Genomic DNA, 21,972 nt, shown 5'->3' on the forward strand with positions numbered 1-21,972 from the left:
TGTTGGAGGTTTTTTTAAGATAAATGCGTTTTATGCTTAAGTGAAAAAAAGGAAACGTTAATGACTTTGCAAATCGTTACATAATGCAGAACGGTCAAGACAACCACGCCACAGTTCATCCCGATAATAATTCCCTGCATGCCAATATTTGTTTGTGATCCTAAGAAAAACATCAGGGAAAAAGATACAATATGAGACCAAATCGTATGATAAAAAGCATCTTTTACATAGCCAAGTCCAATTAAATAAGCTTGAAGTGGGACGGCAAAGAAGTGAAAAAGAAAATACGGCCATAAAGCCTTTAAATAGTACACGGCCTCTGTAGAATGAAAAAACAAGTTAGTAAGCGGCTCAGCAAAGAAATACATCGCCACTATAGACGGAATCCCATATAAAAATGTCATTTGCATACTTTGAGTCAAAAGTCTTTGAAGCTGTTCTTCCTGATTTTTCGCATGAGCTTCAGATACAGCAGGTATTAGTGCCACTAAAAGAGAATGAGCAAAGAAAGCTGGAAAAAATCCGATCGACATCGCTACCCCTGTTAGCATACCAAAATGCTGCGTTGCCCCGGTTAAAGTCATGCCCGATAAAACGAGCGCGTGTTTGATTAAAAACGGCTGAATAGCATTACATACCGCATTAAATAAACGCAGTCCCGTGGTCGGAAGTGAGACGCCTAACAGCTTTTTCCGAATCTCACTTGGAGAAAGCAGAGGTCTGTGCCCTCTTGATAAAACACTTAACTGAGTAACATACGTGATAAAAAAATAAAGTAAAATAACAGCTTCGGTTCCAATTAGCGTACAAATCGCAATAAACAGCGACATTTTAACATCTGTGAAAGCAAACATTTGAAAAACAACAAATAAAATCGTTAGCTGAAAGGCTTTGCGGATAAAATTAGACACAGCGATAGTCGTCATATTATTTTTACCCGTAAAATATCCACGAAGCACCGCTGAAAATGAAACAACCGGAATGAAACATAGTACGACCCATTTCAAGTAAGGATGATAGTGACTAAAAAATGGAAAGGCTGCTAATACGGCCAGTGTAATAAAAAAGATTCCCAAGCTCACAGCAGTCGCAAAAATGGTGGCATGCTTCATCATATGCTGATGTTCTTTGCGATGATGTTCAGCCAAAAATTTAGAAATAGAAATAGGCAGTTCTAAGTTAGCTACGGTGGCAATAAGAAAAATGATAGGAAGAACAGTCATGTACATGCCCATGCCTTCCCTTCCTAATTCTCTAGCAAGTACCATATTTACAAGAAATTCAATTAACTCTCCTGCAAAGGCAGCACCTGCTAGAATAAACGTTCCTTTCAAAAAAGTGTTCATCTCGTTATCTCCTCTATTTCCCGTCCTTTTTCATCACTACCTCTTCTCTCTATGTATATGACAAGCTTTATACGAATTATTTGTCTAATTGTATTTTTCGGTGTACAAGTTCTTGTATAATGTTCAACCTATGTAAAAAAAAACCGTTATATACCTTTTTTACATAGGAAATTCATTCATTTCTTATCTTTTGGCTCTTGAAACTTGCATAGAGAACACAGGAGACCCAATGAGCCTGCTGATTGCTAACGGGAATAGAGCATGTTGTTTTAATATAACAAATTCACATATTAGTTAAGCGTCTTTATTCACCATTTTCTGTGGATGCACTTCTTTTTTTGACACCGAAGCGTTTTTGCCTATTACAACCGAAAAGACAACAATTATTGCTATAGCAAGAGTAAAAAGTGTAATTGTTTCACCTAGAAATAGAGCTGCAAACAGAATCATTAAAAATGGCTGTAAATATTGAACCTGGCTAACTCTGGCTATTCCACCCATAGCCATCCCGCTGTACCAAGCAACGTATGCTAAAAATTGACTCACTACTGAGAGATAAATCAAACTAGCCCACGCTTTTAAAGGCGCATGGAGCATTTCAGCTGTAATGCTTAGTCCCACTGGAATCATAAAAAATGGCGTACCGATGATAATGGCCCAAGCAATTACTTGCCAGCTGCCTAATTCTCTTGCTAACCCCCCTCCTTCTGCGTAGCTTAGTCCAAGTATCAGCACCGCTGCTAGTAAAGCTCCATCAGCAAACTGCAGTTGACCGAATCCGAGGTGAAGAGCATACACGATAACAGCTGCCGAACCGATTATACTTGAGACCCAGAATTTTAAAGAAGGACGTTCACCCCCTCTAAACATCGCAAAACCGGCTGTGGCTAATGGTAAAAGAGCGAGTTCAACCGCTCCGTGAGAAACAGGCAAGGATTTCATTGCCCAAGAAGTGAGCAGAGGAAACCCTAAAACTGCGCCTAAAGCTACGATCAGCAGACTTTTAAATTGGCGAAGAGAAGGAAATTTTTCTTTTCGTACAATCAATATCACAGCTACTAAAACAGCAGCTACAGCTGTTCTTCCTAAACCTGCGACTGTCGTTCCGAAATACTCCACTGCAATGCTTGTAGAAGGAAGGGTTAAGCTAAAACAGATAACGCCTACTAACCCCAACAATAAGCCCATTTTCTCTCTCGTTTCTTTTTGCATCTTACCCTACCCCTGTCTTTTTATTTTTCAGAACTGTACCATTTTTCTAAAAAAAGTTCTGATATAATTAAAAGGATAGCGCAGGACAACTACTAAAATAAATCATTCTTTTACCTATCTGTACGGGTACAAATTAAAGGAGTAGGACCTATGAGTTTGAAATATCTGAAAATCATGGAAGAAATTAAGCTTGGCCTAGCAACTGGATCGCTTATTGCAGGTGGTAAACTCCCTTCTGTTCGCCGACTATCCCAACATTTTTCGTGCAGCAAGAATACCGTTATCAAAGCGTACAGTGAACTAGAAAAAGAGCATTTAATTTATTCTGTTCCTAAAAGCGGCTACTACGTTGTGGCAGAATTTCAACATAGGACAAATGAAAATGAAGTGATTGATTTCTTGTCTGCTGGTCCAGATAAAAACGTTATGCCTTATCTTGAATTTCAGCATTGTATAAACCAAGCGATTGAACACTACAAAGAAGAGCTTTTTACATACTCTGATCAACAAGGCTCTTACTCATTACGGGTACAGTTAGTGAAACACTTGCAGAACCTACAGGTGTTCACTCAAGCTGAAAGGTTAGTTGTTGTATCCGGGTCTCAGCAAGCTCTTCACTTACTAGTTTCTATGCCATTTCCAAATGGAAAAAATAATATCCTGATTGAACAGCCCACTTATTTCGGTTTTATCGAGTCTCTTACGCTGCACCAAGCTACTGCTTTTGGGATCGAGCTATCGATGAAAGGGATTGATCTTGATCGTTTGGAGTACATTTTTCGAAATAATGATATAAAATTTTTCTATATTATTCCAAGATTTCACAATCCTCTTGGGCATTGTTATACAAATTTTGAGAAGGAAAAAATCGTGGAGCTAGCCGAAAAATACGATGTATATAGTGGAAGATGACTTTTTAGGCGACCTTGATCCCGATGCAAAATCAGATCCTTTATTTTCTTTTAATCCTTCTGGACGAGTTATTTACATTAAAAGCTTTTCGAAAATCTTTCTTCCTGGGTTACGTATTGCTGCTGTCGTGCTTCCTTCGTTAATGAATAGCAACTTTTTACGATATAAGTTCAGTTCAGATTTTAATAGTTCAGCGCTTTCCCAAGGTGCTCTTGAAATTTATTTAAAAAGCGGCATGTTTACTAGTCATCTTAAAAAGATAAAAGAGGTATACCATACCAAAATGCAAACTCTTGTAGAAGCATGTGATTCACTGTTACCCGCTCATACACACTTTTCTAAACCAACTTCAGGATTCTATTTATCCATTAGTTTGCCTGAGCATGTGACAGCAAAACAGATCGTTCACATGCTAAACGAGCAGCACATATATGTTGATGATGCTTCTAGATTTTTTTTACCAGAATACAAACGAGACACTCTTCTCCGATTAAGCATCTCACAAGTAAATACGAATACGATCAAACGAGGAATTGAACAGCTGGCTCAGTGCATTACTTTAATTGATGATAGAAAAAATCATCCTATTCCAAATAACCTTTTCCCCTTGTAGAATGGGAATTCAATGGACATACTAAACGAAAAGAAGCCAAGGAATTAGAATCCTTGACTTCTTTTATTTAACCGTAACGGTTATAAGAGGCATGTTATGCGTCCCTTTTGCAGAAACATGTGATTGCACGGTATATGTGCCAGGCTCAGAGAAAGATGTTTGTATCTCATATACACCTTCTCCTACTTGTTTAGGCTTTAGCATCTTCCCTTTCCCTTCGCCATCTTTTTTCTCTATTTCAAATTCAATCATTTCAACATCATCATTTTTCACTTTTTCGTCTCCATATGTAACTTCGGCTTTGTAGATACCGCTTTCATTTTTCTGTAACGCCCCTGGGCCTTGAAGATTTACGTCCAACGGTTTTGGCTGCTCAGCATTTGTGCTTTGAGCAGGTTCCTGACCACAGGCCGTTAAAAGTAAACAAAGACTGATTATAGATATACTTATTCTTTTTTTCATGTATTCATCTCCTTTTTAAACCCTTTGTTTAACTATAACGCGTATTGCAAAGAAAAAAATGAATTTTTCTAAAAAAGAAGGATTTTTAAAGATTTTTTAAGAAAAAAAGTTCATACTGATACTAACTAGTTTTTTCCGAGGAGGAAGAAAATGAATTCAGCTAAATCTCCAGCTAAAAAATCATGGCTACAGACATTAATCAAAAATAAAAGTGAGCGCAAAAAAGTGATCTTTATCTTTACTATCTCTTTTTTACTAGTTGTAGCAGGGCTTATTTACATCCCTATTTATAAACATTCCCTTCCGCTCGATTCTAAAGTATATGAAGGGAATTTTAAAGAGCTTGGTTCAATCGCACGAATTGGTTTCTTTGCAGCTTTAGCCATTTATCCTATTTTTTTATTATTAAAATGGAAACCGTTATCGCACATAAAAAAAGGAAATTTTGAGTTAAAACCGCTTATCCAATTTTTAGCCAAGTACGTTCGTCAGTGGCACGTTCCCATTGCTCTTATATCAACAGCCTTGATTATTTTACATGGTTATATGGCTTTAATAAAAGGATTTCAAGCAAATTTTACGTACTTTTCAGGAATTATTACGATGGCTGTTCTAGCTTGTTTACTCGTGATGGGCGTGAAGCGCTATAAGCGTACAGATAAAAAGTGGCATCTTAAATTTGCTATCTCTTTTTTGGTTTTGTTTATGATTCACGCTACCTTTTCATAACTTGCCAGTGTTTAAAGTTTTTTTATATAGGGTACAGTTCACAATGAATACATGATATGTATCACTATACGTTTTGCATTATTTAGGAGGTATAAACATGGCAAGAGTGTTAGCTGTATTATCAAGCGGATACGAAGAGAAAGATTATCACACAGGTTGGTGGGCAGAAGAATTATTTGCTCCGCTGCAAAAGCTTGAGGACGCAGGGCACACCGTTGATTTAGCCTCACCTTTTGGAGGTAAGCCGGAAGTAGACGTTCGAAGTATTTCAGAAGACTTTGATCCAGACGGAACGTATAAGCAATTATATGAATCAGGAAGAGCGGATCAGACAATGAAACTTGAAGAAGTAGATGCTGAGAACTATGACGTTATTTTAGTAGTAGGCGGCCACGGCGCTATGTTTGACTTAGCAAAAAATGTGGACTTGCATGCACTTATGAACAAAGTGTACGACAACGGAGGTATTTTAGCAGCTGAGTGTCACGGACCTTCTGTTTTTGCTTTCTTGAAAGGATCCGATGATGAACTGTTAATTAAAGGACTAGACGTAACCGGTTATCCTGATGAAATCGAACCGGAAGAAGTACTTCCCTTTTTACCATACAGTTTAGAACAAGAACTTCGTGAAGTGGCTAACTACATCCCTGAGATGGATAAAAAAGCATATGCCGTTTGGGCAAATGATCAAATTGTCACAAGCCGAGATCCTTTTTCTTCTGAGTTAATGGGTGATGAATTAGTCAAAAAGCTAAATAAATAAACTAAAAAAAGACTGCTTGAAAGCAGTCTTTTTTTGTTTGTTCTATAGGGATGTTTGAAACTGCTGCTCTACCAAACGCCGGTAAAAAGAATGAGAGGCTAACAGCTCTTTATGCGTTCCGTTTCCTGTAACCTGCCCTTCTTCTATTACAACAATTTGGTCCGCATTAATGACCGTAGATAGACGATGGGCAATGACGAGTGATGTGCGTTCTTTCATTACCGTTTCCAATGACTCTTGCACAAGCTTTTCTGATTCGGAGTCCAAGCTAGCTGTCGCTTCGTCCAGTAGTAAAAACTGGGGATTGCGTAACAGCGCTCGGGCAATTGCAATACGCTGTCGCTGTCCTCCTGAGAGATTAATACCTCTTTCTCCAATCATTGTTTCATATTGAGCTTCAAAGGACTGAATGAAATGATGAGCATTCGCTAACTTCGCTGCTTCTTCTATTTCTTCATCTGTCACATGCCGCTCTAATCCGTAAATGAGATTTTCTCGAATTGTTCCTGCTAAAATCGGAGAATCCTGCTGAACATAGCTAAACAGGTGACGCCACGAACGTAAGTTGACGTTTTGACTGTCTGTTCCATCCAAGAATATGCGCCCCGATGAAGGCTCATAAAAGCGTTCGATAAGGGAAAAAACAGTAGATTTTCCAGCTCCGCTAGGTCCAACAAAAGCGGTAACTTCTCCTTTTTTAGCAGAAAATGAAACTTCCTGCAATACTGGTTTATCTTCATATTGAAAAGCAACTTTATCGAACCTTAAACTCCCTACCTGTTCAAGCACTTCTCCATTTTCATAGTTCTCTTCTTTCTCAGCTAATATATCAAAGATTCTTTCTGAAGCTCCTTTGGTTTGCTGAAAGCTCGTAACAAATCGGGTAAGTGAACCAACCGGAACCATAATTTGAAAAAGGTAAAGAACAAAAGCCACCAGCTCTCCTGCAGTGATAAATCCCTCACTCACCCGGTATGCACCAAACCCGACGATGGCAATCATAACAGCGGTCATCACCGTGCTAATAATCGGGGTAATGATGGCTTCAATTTTAGCTCTCTTTACACCGAAGAGGTAGAGTGACTGAAACGATTGTAAGCCGGAATCAACTTCTTTTTTCTCTGAACCGGATACTTTAATCAAGCGGATTTCACTCAGCATTTGAGCTAAAAAAGCCGTAAGCTTGGACATTTTATCCTGTTGCTCACGTGAAATTTTATGTATTTTTCGCGCTAGCGGCATAACCAGTACAAACATAACGGGAATAACCGCTAATAAAATGAGCGTCATGGGTACATCAAGCGTAAATAAAATAACAATGGCAACGATAATAGATAAAATATTTTTAACAAAGTCAATCATTTCTGTTGACAATAAATTCATCACAATGGTTGTATCATTTGTAATGCGGCTTACCATTTCACCGGAACGGTTTTGGTCGTAAAATGAAACCGAAAGCTTTATGAGCTTGTTCCACACTTTATGTCTGAGTTCTTTTACAACACCTTGCCCTACTTGAGCAAGGAGATAAAGAGATACTGCGCTTGTTACCATTTGAGCAGCAAATAAAACAAGGAGTCCTGCTATAAGCTGCGGTGAGACTCCTATTGCAATTTTCTCCATCACTTCTTTAATGACAAGAGGAATAGAAAGCGACGCTCCGGTATTAATTAAGGCCAGTATAAACGAAATGAGTAGCTTTCCTGTCGGAGGGGTCGTTAGCAACCATAATTTTTTAAATGAAAAATGAATTCCTTTTTGCGTATTCATCTTAGTTCCTTTCTAATTCTTTTAATAGGTGGTATACACACTTTAGGCAGACACCACACACTTTACCTTCAAAGTTCTATCTTATTTTACACCATTTCCTTTCTCAACCTGAACTTCTAAGCTTTTACCTATTTTTCAAACTCGTCTATACGAAAATGACAAGCTGGTCATATACTATGGTACACTGAACTCTTTTACTAGATGAGAGGTTGAATAAGAATGTCTGTTTATATTAAATCTGTTTCTATTGGAACAATTTCTGGCGGGATCATTATTTTTGGAAACGTAGGAAATATATCGCCTCCAAGCGGCTCTACGTCCGGCTCTGGTTCTAATTCCCATATGCCGATGCCTCCTTCTCCGGGAAAAGGCCCGAGAGATAACACAGCTTTTAATGGCTAATAAAAAAACAGTGAGATATTTCTCACTGTTTTTAGACTTGAATACTTGTCATCATCGCAATATAAAAAGCAAAAACAAACAAACCCGCACTTAATACGCTAAGCCATACTGTCTTTTTGTAAAAACAAACAAGTAAATACACAAAAAACAGCAGTGCGACAAATAAGAATAGGATTCCTACAATCGTTACGTGAAACGTTAGAGGGAGCGTCACTTGTTTCCCATAGATAAACGGAAGAATCGATGAATCCATTGCCATATGACTTATATTAGTTGGCGGCGATTGCGTCACCATGATAGCTGTAAATAAAAAAATGATAAGCAAAATAATGCTTTCTGCTCGAATCCACATCACGGGCTTATATTCTGGATGTTTTATCGTTTTTTTCATAAGAAAGCCATTGATGACGGCAAATGCAAGCAGCGGAATAATCGTAATATGCTTTAGTAAAAGAGACTGCCCGTAATCTGTAGCCCATGAATTTACGTAGTTGGACAGCCCCATGATAATGACCATCGAAATGAACCCACTTAATGAAAGAAGCACAAAACAAGCGATTGCAAAAGGAGTAAACCAGCTTAAGAAACTTTTCCAATTGGAGGTTTCTTTTGAAAAAGCGGCAACAATCAGAACCACCCCTCCCCACAGTCCAACTGCTAAAATATGAAGAGAATGAGAAAGCATGCCGCTAAGCGCAGAAGCGGATGCTGCGTGACTTGCGTAGGCGATTCCTCCCACCAAGGCTACAGTCAGTAATGTATACATATGAGGGTGGCTCTCTATTGAAACAGCAACCATACATAAAATAGCAATCAGCACAACAAAGATCCAGGCGTGTCCGGTTCTTGTTTCCAATAATACAAGACGAACTGTTTCACCTAACCCTCTTATTTTTGAAAAAGATAAAATAATCTCAAGCGAATTTCCAACCGAAAAAATAGCGACAGCCGCTGCACTTGCAAGTAGCCATCGCTTTGATAATAAAATTGTTGGCTTTTTTGTAAGAGGTACATATTGCAGTACAGCAAATCCTAATAATAAGGAAAGACCTACGTATGTGAACCACTCAAAAACAGGCAACAAAATACTCATCTTTTTAAGCCTTTTTCTTTCTGAAGATTAAGAGTAATGCTCCAACCACCACTACAATAGCAATAATCATGATAACAAAAAACGATGAAGAATCATTGTTCTCTGTTTTTTCATCATTTGCTACTGCACTTTTTTGGTGCTGTTCGGATTGCGTGGCGTCTTGCTTTTTTTCACTATCTTTTCCGGCTGCTTGAGTATTCTCTTCTTTCGCTTCATCTTTCACATCTACTTTAAAAGCAATCGAATCTTTCATTACATGACCATCTTCCCCTACAATTTCCCAGTTCACTGTGTAAGATCCGTTTTCAAGAGGCTGATCGAGAGAAGCTATTAAATCATGACCCTCTACTTTTTGCGATGCAAGTGAAATTTTTTGTCCATCTTTTGTAACGGTTACAGTACTGATTTTCTCGATGTGTGTTTCAAAGGTTAATTTAATTTCTTTTAGAGGAGCTGTAACAGTTGCACCATTTTCCGGCACTGTTGTTTGCACATGTGTATGAGCAAAACTAACTGTCGGAACAGCTAAAAAGCATGCTAAAAGTAAACCTATTATTTTTTTCATATTTATGACTCCCTATCTCTTTTTTCTTTTTTCATCATATCCAAAAATGCTTTTATGTAGACGTTTTCGAACACGATCTATTTTCCTAGTAAGTGTACTCCTTTTTTACTCAGTCTCACAATAACTATTACCAATTCGTTATAAAATGTTCACAAATCCTAGGGAAGATGCCGCTTTAATTTTTTGAATATTCTTTCAGATTATCCTTGAATATAGTAAAATAGTTAAATAAGATGGCTGACTTTTTTCTAGCTTAAAATCCCATACAGAAAGGATAGAAACAATGAAAAAGTATACATGCCCTTGCTGTGGTTATCAATCGTTAGACAGTGATGGTGACTATGATATTTGTGAGATATGTTTTTGGGAAGACGATCCGTACCAAAAGCTGAATGCCAACGAATTAGGAGCCAACTCTATTTCTTTAATAGAAGCTCAGGAAAATTTTATAGTTTATGGAGCGTGTAATAAAGAAAGCTTACAGCACGTGAGAAAGCCCTCTGTTCAAGATGTAAAAGATTTTAACTGGAAACCTATTATAAGTCACGAGTAGCGAAACTAGTTTATAAAAAAAGAATGCTTGTGAAAGCATTCTTTTTTGGATTCAGTAAGAAGTGGAAACAAATGTAGAAAGCACATTTGTAAACCTATAAAAAGTTTGAGTTTTAGACGAAGCTCTTCCTTTTGAAGAGAATGAATGAAACATAGCACTTCGCAGCGGTTGGCTAATCTCCAATTGAATACTTTTCCCGGTACGATTTTTATTTGCAATATTTCCAGGGTTAATGCCTGCAATCTCATCGTGCCCTTTTGTAATCAGTTCCGCGGGAAATCCATTTTGATTTAATAATTGCGTTAATTTTTTTGCACGCTCCCGATCAGTTCCCCCCACAAAAATATGTTTTTCGTTCCCAGAATACCCGTGAAGTGATAAAACATTATCATACTTGCTTACCATCTTACGCGCTGTGGGCTCATCAAAATGAGTGCTTGTGAGGTGCAGGTCTCGTGACCCTTTCGACTTTAACGATTCGAATAGGTAAAGAGCATTTTGTTTGCCAAGCTCTTTGGCAATTTCGCTTGTCCCCCCTTCAATTCCTCCACCGTGTGGAGCAAAGATAAGGACAGGGCTTTTTGTTTCTTTGGTCGTCACTTTATAGCTAGCTGAAAACTCGTGCTGTGAGAGCTGCTTGAAATTTTGATATTTATCAGTTGACGCACTAGATGTATCTTGAAAAGGTGAAATGAATAAAACAAGTAGACAGATACATAAGGTAGAGAAACTTACTAAACGATAGCTTTTCAATTTGTACTCCTGCTTTCCGTTGTGTAATAAGACCTAAAACATTAGAATCTTAAAAAATCCAAAAACAATATTTATAGTAGTCTTATTTACTTATCGTTATAAATTATAATTTATTTAATAGTTCTTAATACCTATTTATTCTATTTAAAAAAACTTCAGCGCATATCCACTGAAGTTTTTTTACTTTTTTTGTTTTTATTTATTTAAAGCAAGCGCCAAACTAATTTTATCCAGCCAAAGAAGGCGATCCATAAAGGTATGCTCAAAGATGTTCCCCACGCTAAACCAATTAAGAAGTTTCCTCTTTCAATCATACAAACCACTCCTTATGAACATTGTAGGTGAACAAGTACAATTCTATACCTTCACTATAACAGAAAGCGCTTTCATTTAATAGTCACTTACACGTTTTTAGTGCTATATTCATACAGAAAACCGGATTTCAAGTAGATAAAGGGCGATATATAAGAAAATGAATAATTACAAGAGTTAAAAGTATAATAATCTACTTAAAAAAAAGAAACCTTCTTTGAAGGCTTCTTTTCTAGGTGTTTTTTATTGTTCGCCGCTGCGCTGCAAGCGATTCTCAATAAATAGGCGCTCAACAAATTTATTTAGCTGGGCTTGATACAAACGGCGCTCATCTAGCGTTTTTGCGTCTTGTATTTGCTGCTTAAAGCGTTTGATTTGCTGCCTTTGTTCAACCGTTACATGATGAGAAAGAAGCATAGGTCCCCCTCCATTTCACTAACGTTTGAATTAAGTAAACCAAGGTTTACCAAAACAAACAACAAACCTGTTAGCTTCTCTTACATAAATTTTTTACTCAGCCTCTTTAGCCCCAACTAATGCTAAACCTGGACCGTACGGCGTTGTATGAACATCTAACATTAATTCATTTGTATAAGGCACAATAGAAGCTTCCATTGCTACTTGTACTCCGTCGACTTCATACATTTCATCATTTTCAAAAGGCTCTTCAAAAGCTAACCCAATATTAGGGATTTCACAGCTAATTCCTTTGAAGTACAAGCGAATTCCTGTTATCTCCTGCTCTTCAAGTATATTGTTAATTAATTGTTTTGCTTCTGGTGTAATATGCATAACTAATCCTTCTTCCTTTCAATACTCTTGCTCTATCCTATCATATCTTTAGAGTTTTTAAAGAGAATAGCTATAATTTAAAAGCACCCTGATTATTATTTAATAATAATTATAAATAAGTATTGATTTTAATTTGATATTTGATATAATATAAATATAAGATAATAACAACTCATTAGGAGGCTATTAACTATGAATTTAGAAAACGTATTGAACCAACAAATTGCCGATTTTAACGTATTGTATACGAAGCTACATCGCTTTCACTGGTATGTAAAAGGGCCTCAATTTTTTACGCTTCATGAAAAATTTGAAGAACTCTATAATGAGACGGCGGACTATATAGATGAATATGCAGAACGATTACTAGCCATTGGAGGAAGCCCAATTGCTACAATGAAGCAATTTTTGCAAGCAGCTACTCTTTCTGAAGATGGAAACGAGCAAACGAGTGAAGAAATGGTAGAAACCTTAATTAATGACTATACGCTACTTGTTAAAAACCTAAAAAATGCAGTTGAAAACGCTGAAGCAGCACACGATCACGTAACAGCTGACTTATTCATTGGAACAATCGGCAACATTGAAAAACATATTTGGATGCTAAAAGCTGCTTTACCTGTAAAAACATCCGTAAACGCATAAAAAGAGCCTAAGCGGCTCTTTTTTACGTTTGTTGATTTACTTTTTTTTGTCTTTGCAGCCACATAAAAAAAGACATATCATCGTGAATGTCATCTTCTAGTACAGCCTTATAGACATGATCACTCGTATAATAGCGATTATATCCGCTTTGCTGCTTGAAAAATAAAATGCATTCCCGCTTCTTTTCAGTGAGAAGTGATTTTAATAACTCTTGTTTCTCAACTTTGCCTTTCACGATATTTTCTGGAAGCACGGAAATATCAAGCTTCCACTCTTCTCCCTTCTGAATCATATACAGACTCCACTGGTACTTATCTTTTTCATTAGCAAATATCATCTTATAAGGGTTAAAACGCTTTGTAAGCTGATACCCCATGTGAAAAATAGATTCTTCATCCATTTCATCATTTCCTACGTAAAAATTAATGATGCGATTTGTCATGACATTTAACTCAAAACTTTCCCCTGAGAGAGGACAACCGTATTCTCTTAACAGATCCAATAAATGATTGGATACCACCAGTTGATTTGCTTCGTGTTTTAATTCACTTGAGTATGACAGCAGCTCATTCATGTTTTTTGATTCCCCTATCTATAGATCGTGAATTGTTATTGATATTCGCTTTTTTTTCATAAAACCCTTTCACTTTTACCTTTTAATTAAATAACTAGTTGTAAATTAAGTTATGTAGAGTAACATTTTATGAATAAATCAAGTTTGAGTATAAAACCTGAAGAAGTTTAAAGACTATAGTCGATACCGATTTTAAGGAGGACTTAGTATGAATAATCACGAACTTCCTACAAACATGCAAACTGGAGCTGTACCCCCTCAATTGAACCATGGAGGGCATGAACTATTTGACGTTCATGAAACACTTGCCGGCTCGATTAATGTAATGGATCAGTTTATGATGTTTAGGCAATATGTAAAAGAACAAGAGCTGCTTGATATCATTGATCGGCAATATCAGTTTATTTTAAATGAATATAATTTAATCGTAGAAGCTTTTTCTACTGGTCAAAAGCCGGCCGATTCTACACATGTATATAACATGAAGCAGTCTCATACCTTTGTTTATGGCTTAAAGCCTTCGCAGCCTAAAAAGCCGAATCAGTCCGTTGAGGAAATCAATGAAAAAGGCATATCAGGTCATATGCTAGGTCTAGTTAAGTCTCAAGCATCTCTTTTAACCATGACCGCTTTAGAAATAACAAATCCTGTTGTTCGCCGAATATTCGGAGACAGTGTTCCTAATTGGATTGAAATGGCTTATGAAATTTCTCTTTATCAAAATAAACACCATTATTATCAAGTGCCGCAGCTTGCAAAAGAAGATATGCAGCAAATGATCACAAGTTTTGCAAAAGCTACTGCCTCTCCTCAGATGCCTAATAACCATAAGCTGCATTAATTAAAAAGAGGCTGGTACAAACGTATTTTAGTTGAAGGAAGATCCGAACGATTCATCGTTCGGATCTTTTCATTGGTATGGTGAATATAGGTTTAATGTTAATATGTTTGGAGTTGCTTCTAGCTGTTGATTGGAGGGAAAGCGTAGCCTTGCCCGGAAATCAACAGCAGTGTTACCAAACGACCCATACTAGATCATTTACTCAGTTTATTCGTCTTTAGATTGTATTGATTTTGTTATATCTCAATCTCGTTTTGTGTGTATATTTCAGAAAATGACAAAAAACTATGCATTTTGAATTATTTTCTGAATATTTGTAGTATTTTGATTAATTATGTATTATAATACAATTAACTAATAGAAAGGAGTGAGAGATGCATCATATATACTCGGATTACAGTTAAAGGAGGTGTCATAACACACTCGCAATACGTTTGCTAAAAGTCAGTTGAACTGTAGAACCGATATGTGATAGACCATGATGGTAAAGTTAAGATTAATTCCCCTAAATGAACATGTAACATAATAAACTGCTTCTTTTTCTTTTTAAAGATAGAAGCAGTTTTTTTATGTACGTTTTTCTTTTCTCGATTTAATACATGTTTTCTCCACTTTGGCTAACACTTAAGATATACATTTACGTACAAGGTGGTGACTTTGATGATCGCCGTAAAATTACTATTAGTCGCAGTTTTAATTGCATTAACTGCTTTTTTTGTAGCGACAGAATTCGCTATTGTAAAAGTAAGAAGTTCAAAAATCAATCAGCTTCTAGAAGAAGGACATAAAAAAGCTGTATCTGCCAAACACGTTATTACGCATCTAGATGAATATCTATCCGCTTGTCAGCTTGGTATCACCATCACGGCTCTCGGGCTTGGTTGGCTTGGTGAACCAACGCTAGATCGGTTGCTTCACCCTCTTTTTACTACCTTCCATACGAATGAACCGCTTGCTGGTATTTTATCTTTTGTCATTGCATTTGTTGTTATTACTTTTTTACATGTTGTCTTGGGGGAATTAGCTCCTAAAACGTTTGCTATTCAAATGGCTGAACAAATTACGCTGAACTTTGCAAAACCGATTATCGTGTTTTACAAACTTATGTATCCGTTCATTAAAATATTAAACGGATCAGCTCGTATGTTGACCAAGATTTTTGGTATAACGATGATTTCAGAAAATGAAGCTGCTCATAGTGAAGAAGAGTTGCGCATTTTGTTATCTGAGAGCTTCGAAGGCGGTGAAATCAATCAATCCGAATATCGATATATGAGCAAAATTTTTGATTTTGACGATCGTTTAGCTAAAGAAGTAATGGTCCCTCGTACGGAAATTGTGAGTGCTTCCAAAGACGACGTCGTAGAGGTTTTTTTGCAAATCGCAAATGTCGAAAAATATACGCGCTATCCAATTGTTGAAGATGGGGATAAAGATAAAGTAATCGGTCTCGTTAATATCAAAGAAATTTATAATGATATTGTATTCAACGAAAAAGACGGCACCAATACGTTAGAGTCATACGTCAAGCCTATTTTTAAAGTAATTGAAACCGTACCCATTCATGACTTGCTTGTAAAGATGCAAAAAGAACGTATTCAAATGGCTATTCTTTTTGATGAGTATGGCGGAACCGCTGGGCTTGTTACAGTAGAAGATATTATTGAAGAAATTGTGGGAGAAATTCGAGATGAGTTTGATACGGACGAAATTCCTTATGTACAAAAAATTAAAGACGACCATTATATTCTTGACGGAAAAATGCTCATTAGCCAAGTAAATGATTTACTCGGTACGGATATTAGCGACGAAGAAGTAGATACCATTGCCGGGTGGGTGTTAACCGAAAAGTTTGATGTGACCAAAAATGATATCATTCAGCATGAGCAATTTTACTTTAAAGTTCTGATTATAGAGGATTTTCACATTAAGTATATAGAAGTAAAAAAAAGAAAGAAGAAAGAAAAAAAGGATGATCATCATTAATCATCCTTTTTATTTATTCAAAATCCCTTTTACCAATCGTCTCCTCCATCAAAAAAATCTCCATCCAACAGATCCTCCCCGGCTTCTTCAATATCTTCTCCAATTTCACCAAGCGCCGAGTCTTCAAACATATCATCCATCAAATTCTCAATAAGTAGTCCGCCTAACATACCGGCTGCAAAGCCTCCCATTGCTCCTCCTAACCCGCTCATACGTGGGTGGTGTGAATGCTGATCATAGTGAGAAGGCTTATAATACTCATAGTCTCGAGGATTTTCCATCATCTCTTCCATCGCTTCTTCCAGCAAACGAGCGATAGTAGATGTCTGGCTTAGTTCATCATTTGTAAAAAAGAGTTCATTTTTTATTTCCCTCTCTCGGCCGAAAGAAGGCAAATCTAGCTCCAACAGCACGCGGATACCTTTTCGTTCAATGGCTACCTCAAACTCAATCTCATTTACATATCCCTTTAAGAAGTCTGTAGGAAATAATGAAAATTCTTGTTTGTATCCGTTAAATTTTCCTGAATGATGTTTTTCTCTAAACCCAAGTGCTTCAAAGCCCTCTACTAGCTGATATAAGCTTTTTGGAGCTTTAATGCGCACAGGGTCCCGGTCTGTTGAGTCTACTCCCCCTTCAATATCTAAGTGTGTCTTAAAGAAATAGCTAACGTTGCTCGCAGAGATTGGAAGATCCAAAGGTAAATGATATGTAAATGGAATTTCTTTTTTCTCGCCTTCATTAATTGTAAATGAAGAAGCTGCGCGCAGGCTTTCCACACGATGTGTATGCATTTGACCGCTTTTCATTTGAACTTCAAGCCAAAATTCAACATCAATTAAATTAATATGTTGCTGAACGTTTCCACCTTGGATGATAATAGCTCCTTCAATTACATGACCGAGCGTATAGGCCGTTTCATTTAGTCGTAAATCTACTTTGGCAGCTCCAACTCCAATTTTAGCAAACATTTTTTTAAACATTTTTTTTCCTCCTCCAAAATGCTCTTACTATATATACGAAGTATACCGTTTATAAGTTTCAACTTACAAAAAAAGAACTCAATTTCTTGAGTTCTTTCTGCTAAATCAACGCTTCATTTTAATTCAATTATTTATTAAATTAAAACACCCAGCCCCAACAGCAGCGACGTCTTTTACAACCACCGTGACCTCCGCCATGGTTACCGCCGTGACCTCCGCCATGGTTGCCGCCGTGACCTCCGCCATGGTTACCGCCGTGACCTCCGCCATGGTTGCCGCCGTGATCTCCGCCATGGTTGCCACCATGATCTCCGCCATGGTTACCGTCGTGACCTCCGCCATGGTTGCCATCATGATGGCATTTTTTATGTCCAGAACGATGATCATCATCATGTTTAGGACAATGATCGTTATGCTTATAATCGTTATGACAGCATTTTCCTTCATGGCTACTTCTTGGATCATAGCCAGAAGTTTTGTAATAATACTGATTAGAACACCAGCAACACTTCTTTTTATTGTTGTAACTCACATAAACCATCCTTATCTATAAATAAGATTTATATAGGCAATTTTATACCTATATATAAATAGATTATGTAAACTAGTACAAGGAAGTGCATTGCTGTGGGCCATGACCTAAGCCTGTTTTTAGGAGTATGTACGGGGGAGATAAGACAAGAAAAAAAGCCATCTAGAGATGGCTTTTTTTATATTTGATTTTTCACTTTACTTGCGCTTTCTGCATAAAACTCTAGAATTTCTCTTCTTCTCACAATTCCAATAAATACCCCTTGATCATCCGTTACAGGAACAAAATTTTGGTCAATTGCCTTTGAAAGGATGTTTTGAACTTCATCATATATAGCAACTGGGTTATAATCTTGATAGCGGTCAATCTCTGTTAATTTAATATTTTCCGTATCTTGAAAGCGATAGTCTCCTAGGCTTTTTAACTTCCAAAGAAGATCTCCTTCAGTAAGAACGCCCACATATTTACCATCATCGTCAACCAGCGGAACTGTAGAATAGCGATGATACTCCATTTTTTCAAGAGCCTGTCTTAATGTGGATTGAATATTTAGTGTTACAACATCACTTTTTGGTACTAAGAAAAATGCAATATTCATTTTTTAATCTCCTTTTCCTTACCCGCTCATCTTACAATTTCTATTTATTTTTTCAGTTTTCGGCTTATTTTAATGTTTTAATCATACAAAATGCAGCTCGCAGTTATCTTACATTTACAACTATAAGCTGTCAATCCTAAGCTATGTAATTTTGGCTTCTTATTTTCTTTATTACAGTACCCGTTTTCTAAATAATCAAATCCTAATTTTTAGAAAAACACGTCTAGTTAAAATAATGGCTCCTGCAGCTGCTTCTTTATACTAATAAGGGCCGGAAGAGCTACTTTCAGCTCTTCTTCTCTGCGATAAGAACGCAACTGAACCTCATTATATGCTCTGTTTATACTTTTTGACTCATGAAAAAGTCCCACATGATTCGACTAGCGTTGGGGCCTTTAGGGTCTGTATAGCTGCCGGCTGAATTCCCTCCTGACCATGCATGCCCCATTCCATTGATAATATATTTATCAATAGCCAATTCTCCCTTACTGCTTTCGTAGCGATATGTTGTATAATCCCGTCCAAAGAGAATTTTTTCTTCTCTCGTTTTAACCGGGCTATCTTGAATCCATCCATCTATTCTTCCGTTATAAGCAAGATTATTCGTTGTAATCCACTGGTGAACCACTTGATCTGCATTGGCTACATTTACCGTAGAATCAGCGTTACCATGAAATACAATGAGCGGCAGTGGCTTTGCCCGTTTTCCCATTTGCTGATAAGCAATTCTTCCTTGTTTAACGGGGGAAGGACCTTTACTGGCCATGACAGAATACGCATTAAATACGTTAAGAGCCGCCTGATATTCGATACCTGCTGACACACCTATTCCAGCAAACAGTTCTGGATAAGTTACCCCCATAACGATGCTCATTGCTCCTCCTGCTGACAGACCGGCAATAAACACTTTATTTTTCTGAATAAAGTGCATGTTTTGGACTTTTTTTACAATCCCTGCAATAATAGCTGGCTCGCCAAACCCTCTAATTTGATGAAGAGGTTCAAACCAGTTCCAGCATTTATTCATATTTGAGTTAGAAGACTGCTGTGGATATACGACAATAAATTCCTTTTCGTCGGCGAGCTCATTCATTTGCGTGCCTATCGCAAAATCATCTGCATTTTGTGTACATCCATGCAGCATAACCATTAGTGGGTAAGATTTTAAAATATGATAGGATTTAGGTAAATAGACCTTGAATTTTTTCCCTTTATGAGTATATGTTTTAAATGATTCAGATGACGCTTCTTGTTGTTCACTTGAAGACACAAGCGTTGACGTATTTATAACATTAGGTAGTGAACCCAACACGGTACCCCTCCTCTTTTTGTCAACGTTTTCATTTTTCTTCCCAATTACGTCCTGTATTACAATACTACATATTATTTCGTTTTTTTGCACGTTCTACATACTCTAAGAGTACAACTTGTTTTGGTTTTAAGCCGTTTTTTATCTTCTTAAAATTTGGGATTTTTTTGCTATATATATACTTTATTACTATATATGAAAATTGTCACTATAATCATGAAAAAAGGACAAACATGCCGTTTGCCCTTTTATTTGGACCTTGATGTTTAAATACCTTTTGCCGAATTAAGCCTCTATACTTTTATTATATGATGCTCCCTATCATTTATATGAATTTATTGCTCTTCATGTTTAAATCTGTAACCTTTACTATTTCATACTTTGCTTTTTATTCACCAATCCTTTCGTAGCAAATGGCGAGGTGCAGGTGCGGAAGCCACGTTGAAAAAGAAGAATCTTGAAGAGCAAATATTTTCGTTTAACCTCTGCTTCGTTCGCAACAATCGTACAAAGGCTGATTGTAATCACTCTTTCCCCTACTTTGCTTAAATAGGTATAGCAAAGAGATGCTATTAGAGTAGATTCCTTTATTTTGCATACATTTTTTAGAAAACTATGGTAAAAATAAGACTTATCATATGGAGGTGAATAAATTGGCAAATATCCCAAAGGATACTGAGCCCTACTGGCGCGATCATTTAAAGTTTCCAACATACCCATCTCTTTCAGAAAATCGAAAAGTTGATGTTGTAGTAGTAGGAGGCGGTATTAGCGGTATTACAACAGCTTATTTATTACAAAAAGAAGGACTGAACGTGGCGTTAATTGAAGCTGATAATATTTTAAATGGTACAACCGGTCACACAACAGCAAAGATTACAGCTCAGCATGACGTTATCTACGATGAACTGCTTTCACATATTGGCGAAGAAAAAACGCTGCTGTATTATAAAGCAAACGAACAAGCTCTGCAGTTTATGAAAAACTTAATTCAAACGGAGAACATTGACTGTGACTTTTCGGTACAAGATGCTTACTTATATGGAGAAACGCTGGAGTTTGATCATCGAGTTCGTAAAGAATTTCGAGCCTATCAGCGATTACATATTCCATGTGAATTTGCAACAGAGCTTCCTTTTAATTTTGATATTAGGGCAGCAGCTATTATGAAAGATCAAGCTCAGTTTCATCCGTTAAAATATCTGCTTCATTTAGTAAAAAAATTCACAGAAAGCGGCGGATTGATTTTTGAAAACACCGTAGCAACGGACGTAGAAGAAAGCACATCGCCCACCGTTGTCACAAGAGACGGACATCGAATTTCTTGCAAATACGTAGTGGCGTGTTCACACTTTCCATTTTATGATGGAGCGGGCTTTTACTATACGCGCATGTATGCCAAACGTTCGTATGTGTTAGCAGCAAAAGTTGAACAAGCTTACCCTGGAGGCATGTATTTAAGTGCTGATCAGCCTACTCATTCGCTGCGTTCAACAAAAGTTGACGGAGAAGAACTCATCTTAATTGGTGGAGAAGGCCACAAAGCTGGACAAGGAATTAATACTATGTTCCACTATGAGTCCCTTCAGAGGTTCGCTGAAGAAAATTTTAATGTTCAACATTTTCGTTATAAATGGTCTGCACAAGATTTATTTACGCTTGATAAAATTCCATATATCGGTCCCATTAAAGAAAGCAAGCCAAATATCTTTATTGCCACCGGATTTAAAAAATGGGGAATGACTCATAGTACCATTGCAGCACATATTATTCGAGATGCAATAACCGGAAAAGACAACCCATATGCAGAGTTGTATAATCCATCTCGTTTTTATGCAGACCCTAGCCTTAAGCATTTCTTTCGTCAAAATCTTGATGTGGCTGAACACTTTATTACCGGTAAGTTTTCAATGCCTGAAAAAGGACTGGATCAGCTCCAAAATGATGAAGGGTCGGTCGTATATGTAAACAGCAAACGTACGGGGGCTTATAAAGACCCTCAAGGGAAGCTTCACTGCGTCGATACTACATGCACGCACTTAGGATGTGAAGTGAATTGGAACGCTGGTGACCGCACGTGGGACTGCCCTTGTCACGGTTCTCGTTTCTCTTACGACGGATCTGTGGTAGAAGGCCCTGCTAAAAAGCCGCTTACGCCAGTGGATGTCAATTCAAGCGATAAAAAAAGCACGCCGTAGGGCATGCTTTTTTTATCATTATCAATGGA

Annotated in this window: 22 protein-coding genes and 1 pseudogene; 9 read left to right on the plus strand and 14 right to left on the minus strand. The window is 37.2% G+C overall.

The window, feature by feature from the left end; genetic code table 11:
• Positions 1–14 precede the first annotated feature (14 nt).
• A complete protein-coding gene (locus JNUCC25_RS14935) occupies positions 15–1,346 on the minus strand; it encodes a polysaccharide biosynthesis protein (protein WP_013057669.1) in 1,332 nt (443 codons plus the stop codon).
• A gap of 294 nt (positions 1,347–1,640) precedes the next feature.
• Entirely contained in the window at positions 1,641–2,558 is a 918-nt protein-coding gene (locus tag JNUCC25_RS14940; RefSeq protein ID WP_029322602.1) for a DMT family transporter, read from the minus strand.
• Between the two features lie 150 nt (positions 2,559–2,708).
• Here JNUCC25_RS14940 and JNUCC25_RS14945 point away from each other — a divergent pair.
• Positions 2,709–4,083: pseudogene (locus JNUCC25_RS14945) on the plus strand (aminotransferase-like domain-containing protein).
• A 63-nt stretch (positions 4,084–4,146) separates the two neighbouring features.
• On the opposite strand, the gene JNUCC25_RS14950 reads toward JNUCC25_RS14945, so the two are convergent.
• Positions 4,147–4,545 carry a FixH family protein gene (locus JNUCC25_RS14950; RefSeq protein ID WP_029322606.1) on the minus strand — a complete coding sequence of 133 codons (399 nt, stop codon included), beginning with the start codon at positions 4,543–4,545 and terminating at the stop codon, positions 4,147–4,149.
• A gap of 150 nt (positions 4,546–4,695) precedes the next feature.
• On the opposite strand from JNUCC25_RS14950, the gene JNUCC25_RS14955 reads away from it, so the two are divergent.
• Positions 4,696–5,274 carry a hypothetical protein gene (locus JNUCC25_RS14955; RefSeq protein WP_064471829.1) on the plus strand — a complete coding sequence of 193 codons (579 nt, stop codon included), beginning with the start codon at positions 4,696–4,698 and terminating at the stop codon, positions 5,272–5,274.
• Positions 5,275–5,371: 97 nt separating this feature from the next.
• Positions 5,372–6,037, plus strand: a complete 666-nt coding sequence (locus JNUCC25_RS14960) for a type 1 glutamine amidotransferase domain-containing protein (RefSeq protein WP_013057675.1) — start codon at positions 5,372–5,374, stop codon at positions 6,035–6,037.
• A 42-nt stretch (positions 6,038–6,079) separates the two neighbouring features.
• Here JNUCC25_RS14960 and JNUCC25_RS14965 read toward each other — a convergent pair whose 3' ends face one another.
• On the minus strand, positions 6,080–7,807 hold the full coding sequence (locus JNUCC25_RS14965) for an ABC transporter ATP-binding protein (protein ID WP_454222068.1): 1,728 nt from the start codon (positions 7,805–7,807) through the stop codon (positions 6,080–6,082).
• A 219-nt stretch (positions 7,808–8,026) separates the two neighbouring features.
• Here JNUCC25_RS14965 and JNUCC25_RS14970 point away from each other — a divergent pair, with 219 nt between their 5' ends.
• Positions 8,027–8,209, plus strand: a complete 183-nt coding sequence (locus JNUCC25_RS14970) for a hypothetical protein (RefSeq protein WP_064471830.1) — start codon at positions 8,027–8,029, stop codon at positions 8,207–8,209.
• 31 nt (positions 8,210–8,240) lie between these two features.
• Here the strand turns inward: JNUCC25_RS14970 and JNUCC25_RS14975 are convergent, their stop codons facing one another.
• Both JNUCC25_RS14975 and JNUCC25_RS14980 read right to left on the minus strand, forming a co-directional pair.
• Entirely contained in the window at positions 8,241–9,302 is a 1,062-nt protein-coding gene (locus JNUCC25_RS14975; RefSeq protein WP_231101747.1) for a copper resistance D family protein, read from the minus strand.
• Positions 9,303–9,306: 4 nt separating this feature from the next.
• Positions 9,307–9,867: a copper resistance CopC family protein gene (locus JNUCC25_RS14980; protein WP_013057679.1), complete on the minus strand. Its 561-nt coding sequence runs from the start codon at positions 9,865–9,867 to the stop codon at positions 9,307–9,309.
• Positions 9,868–10,150: 283 nt separating this feature from the next.
• Between JNUCC25_RS14980 and JNUCC25_RS14985 the strand changes: the two genes are divergently transcribed.
• Positions 10,151–10,420, plus strand: coding sequence for a CPCC family cysteine-rich protein (locus JNUCC25_RS14985; protein ID WP_013057680.1), 270 nt, complete (start codon positions 10,151–10,153; stop codon positions 10,418–10,420).
• A gap of 51 nt (positions 10,421–10,471) precedes the next feature.
• Here the strand turns inward: JNUCC25_RS14985 and JNUCC25_RS14990 are convergent, their stop codons facing one another.
• The 3 genes from JNUCC25_RS14990 to JNUCC25_RS15000 all read right to left on the minus strand — a co-directional run bounded on the left by JNUCC25_RS14990 (position 10,472) and on the right by JNUCC25_RS15000 (position 12,277).
• A complete protein-coding gene (locus JNUCC25_RS14990) occupies positions 10,472–11,173 on the minus strand; it encodes a poly-gamma-glutamate hydrolase family protein (protein WP_057273469.1) in 702 nt (233 codons plus the stop codon).
• Between the two features lie 555 nt (positions 11,174–11,728).
• A complete protein-coding gene (locus JNUCC25_RS14995; protein WP_013057683.1) occupies positions 11,729–11,902 on the minus strand; it encodes a hypothetical protein in 174 nt (57 codons plus the stop codon).
• Positions 11,903–11,995: 93 nt separating this feature from the next.
• Complete coding sequence (locus JNUCC25_RS15000) at positions 11,996–12,277, minus strand: hypothetical protein (RefSeq protein ID WP_013057684.1); 282 nt, start codon at positions 12,275–12,277, stop codon at positions 11,996–11,998.
• Positions 12,278–12,469: 192 nt separating this feature from the next.
• Between JNUCC25_RS15000 and JNUCC25_RS15005 the strand changes: the two genes are divergently transcribed.
• Complete coding sequence (locus JNUCC25_RS15005) at positions 12,470–12,922, plus strand: Dps family protein (RefSeq protein WP_013057685.1); 453 nt, start codon at positions 12,470–12,472, stop codon at positions 12,920–12,922.
• Positions 12,923–12,944: 22 nt separating this feature from the next.
• Here the strand turns inward: JNUCC25_RS15005 and JNUCC25_RS15010 are convergent, their stop codons facing one another.
• A complete protein-coding gene (locus JNUCC25_RS15010; RefSeq protein ID WP_057273470.1) occupies positions 12,945–13,496 on the minus strand; it encodes a hypothetical protein in 552 nt (183 codons plus the stop codon).
• Between the two features lie 208 nt (positions 13,497–13,704).
• Here JNUCC25_RS15010 and JNUCC25_RS15015 point away from each other — a divergent pair, with 208 nt between their 5' ends.
• A complete protein-coding gene (locus JNUCC25_RS15015) occupies positions 13,705–14,337 on the plus strand; it encodes a spore coat protein (protein WP_013057687.1) in 633 nt (210 codons plus the stop codon).
• A gap of 660 nt (positions 14,338–14,997) precedes the next feature.
• Positions 14,998–16,323: a hemolysin family protein gene (locus tag JNUCC25_RS15020; protein WP_013057688.1), complete on the plus strand. Its 1,326-nt coding sequence runs from the start codon at positions 14,998–15,000 to the stop codon at positions 16,321–16,323.
• A 29-nt stretch (positions 16,324–16,352) separates the two neighbouring features.
• On the opposite strand, the gene JNUCC25_RS15025 is transcribed toward JNUCC25_RS15020, so the two are convergent.
• The 4 genes from JNUCC25_RS15025 to JNUCC25_RS15040 all read right to left on the minus strand — a co-directional run bounded on the left by JNUCC25_RS15025 (position 16,353) and on the right by JNUCC25_RS15040 (position 19,748).
• A complete protein-coding gene (locus tag JNUCC25_RS15025; RefSeq protein ID WP_454222072.1) occupies positions 16,353–17,306 on the minus strand; it encodes a sporulation protein in 954 nt (317 codons plus the stop codon).
• Positions 17,307–17,429: 123 nt separating this feature from the next.
• Positions 17,430–17,753 carry a hypothetical protein gene (locus JNUCC25_RS15030; RefSeq protein ID WP_454222074.1) on the minus strand — a complete coding sequence of 108 codons (324 nt, stop codon included), beginning with the start codon at positions 17,751–17,753 and terminating at the stop codon, positions 17,430–17,432.
• 263 nt (positions 17,754–18,016) lie between these two features.
• Positions 18,017–18,436: a CBS domain-containing protein gene (locus tag JNUCC25_RS15035; RefSeq protein ID WP_013057690.1), complete on the minus strand. Its 420-nt coding sequence runs from the start codon at positions 18,434–18,436 to the stop codon at positions 18,017–18,019.
• A 340-nt stretch (positions 18,437–18,776) separates the two neighbouring features.
• Positions 18,777–19,748, minus strand: a complete 972-nt coding sequence (locus JNUCC25_RS15040) for an extracellular catalytic domain type 1 short-chain-length polyhydroxyalkanoate depolymerase (protein WP_016764703.1) — start codon at positions 19,746–19,748, stop codon at positions 18,777–18,779.
• A gap of 650 nt (positions 19,749–20,398) precedes the next feature.
• On the opposite strand from JNUCC25_RS15040, the gene JNUCC25_RS15045 reads away from it, so the two are divergent.
• The gene (locus JNUCC25_RS15045; protein ID WP_029322637.1) at positions 20,399–21,943 is read left to right on the plus strand and encodes an FAD-dependent oxidoreductase; all 1,545 of its coding nucleotides are present in this window, start codon (positions 20,399–20,401) and stop codon (positions 21,941–21,943) included.
• The last annotated feature ends 29 nt before the right edge of the window (positions 21,944–21,972 follow it).

The sequence above is a fragment of the Priestia sp. JNUCC 25 genome (genome assembly GCF_053667915.1).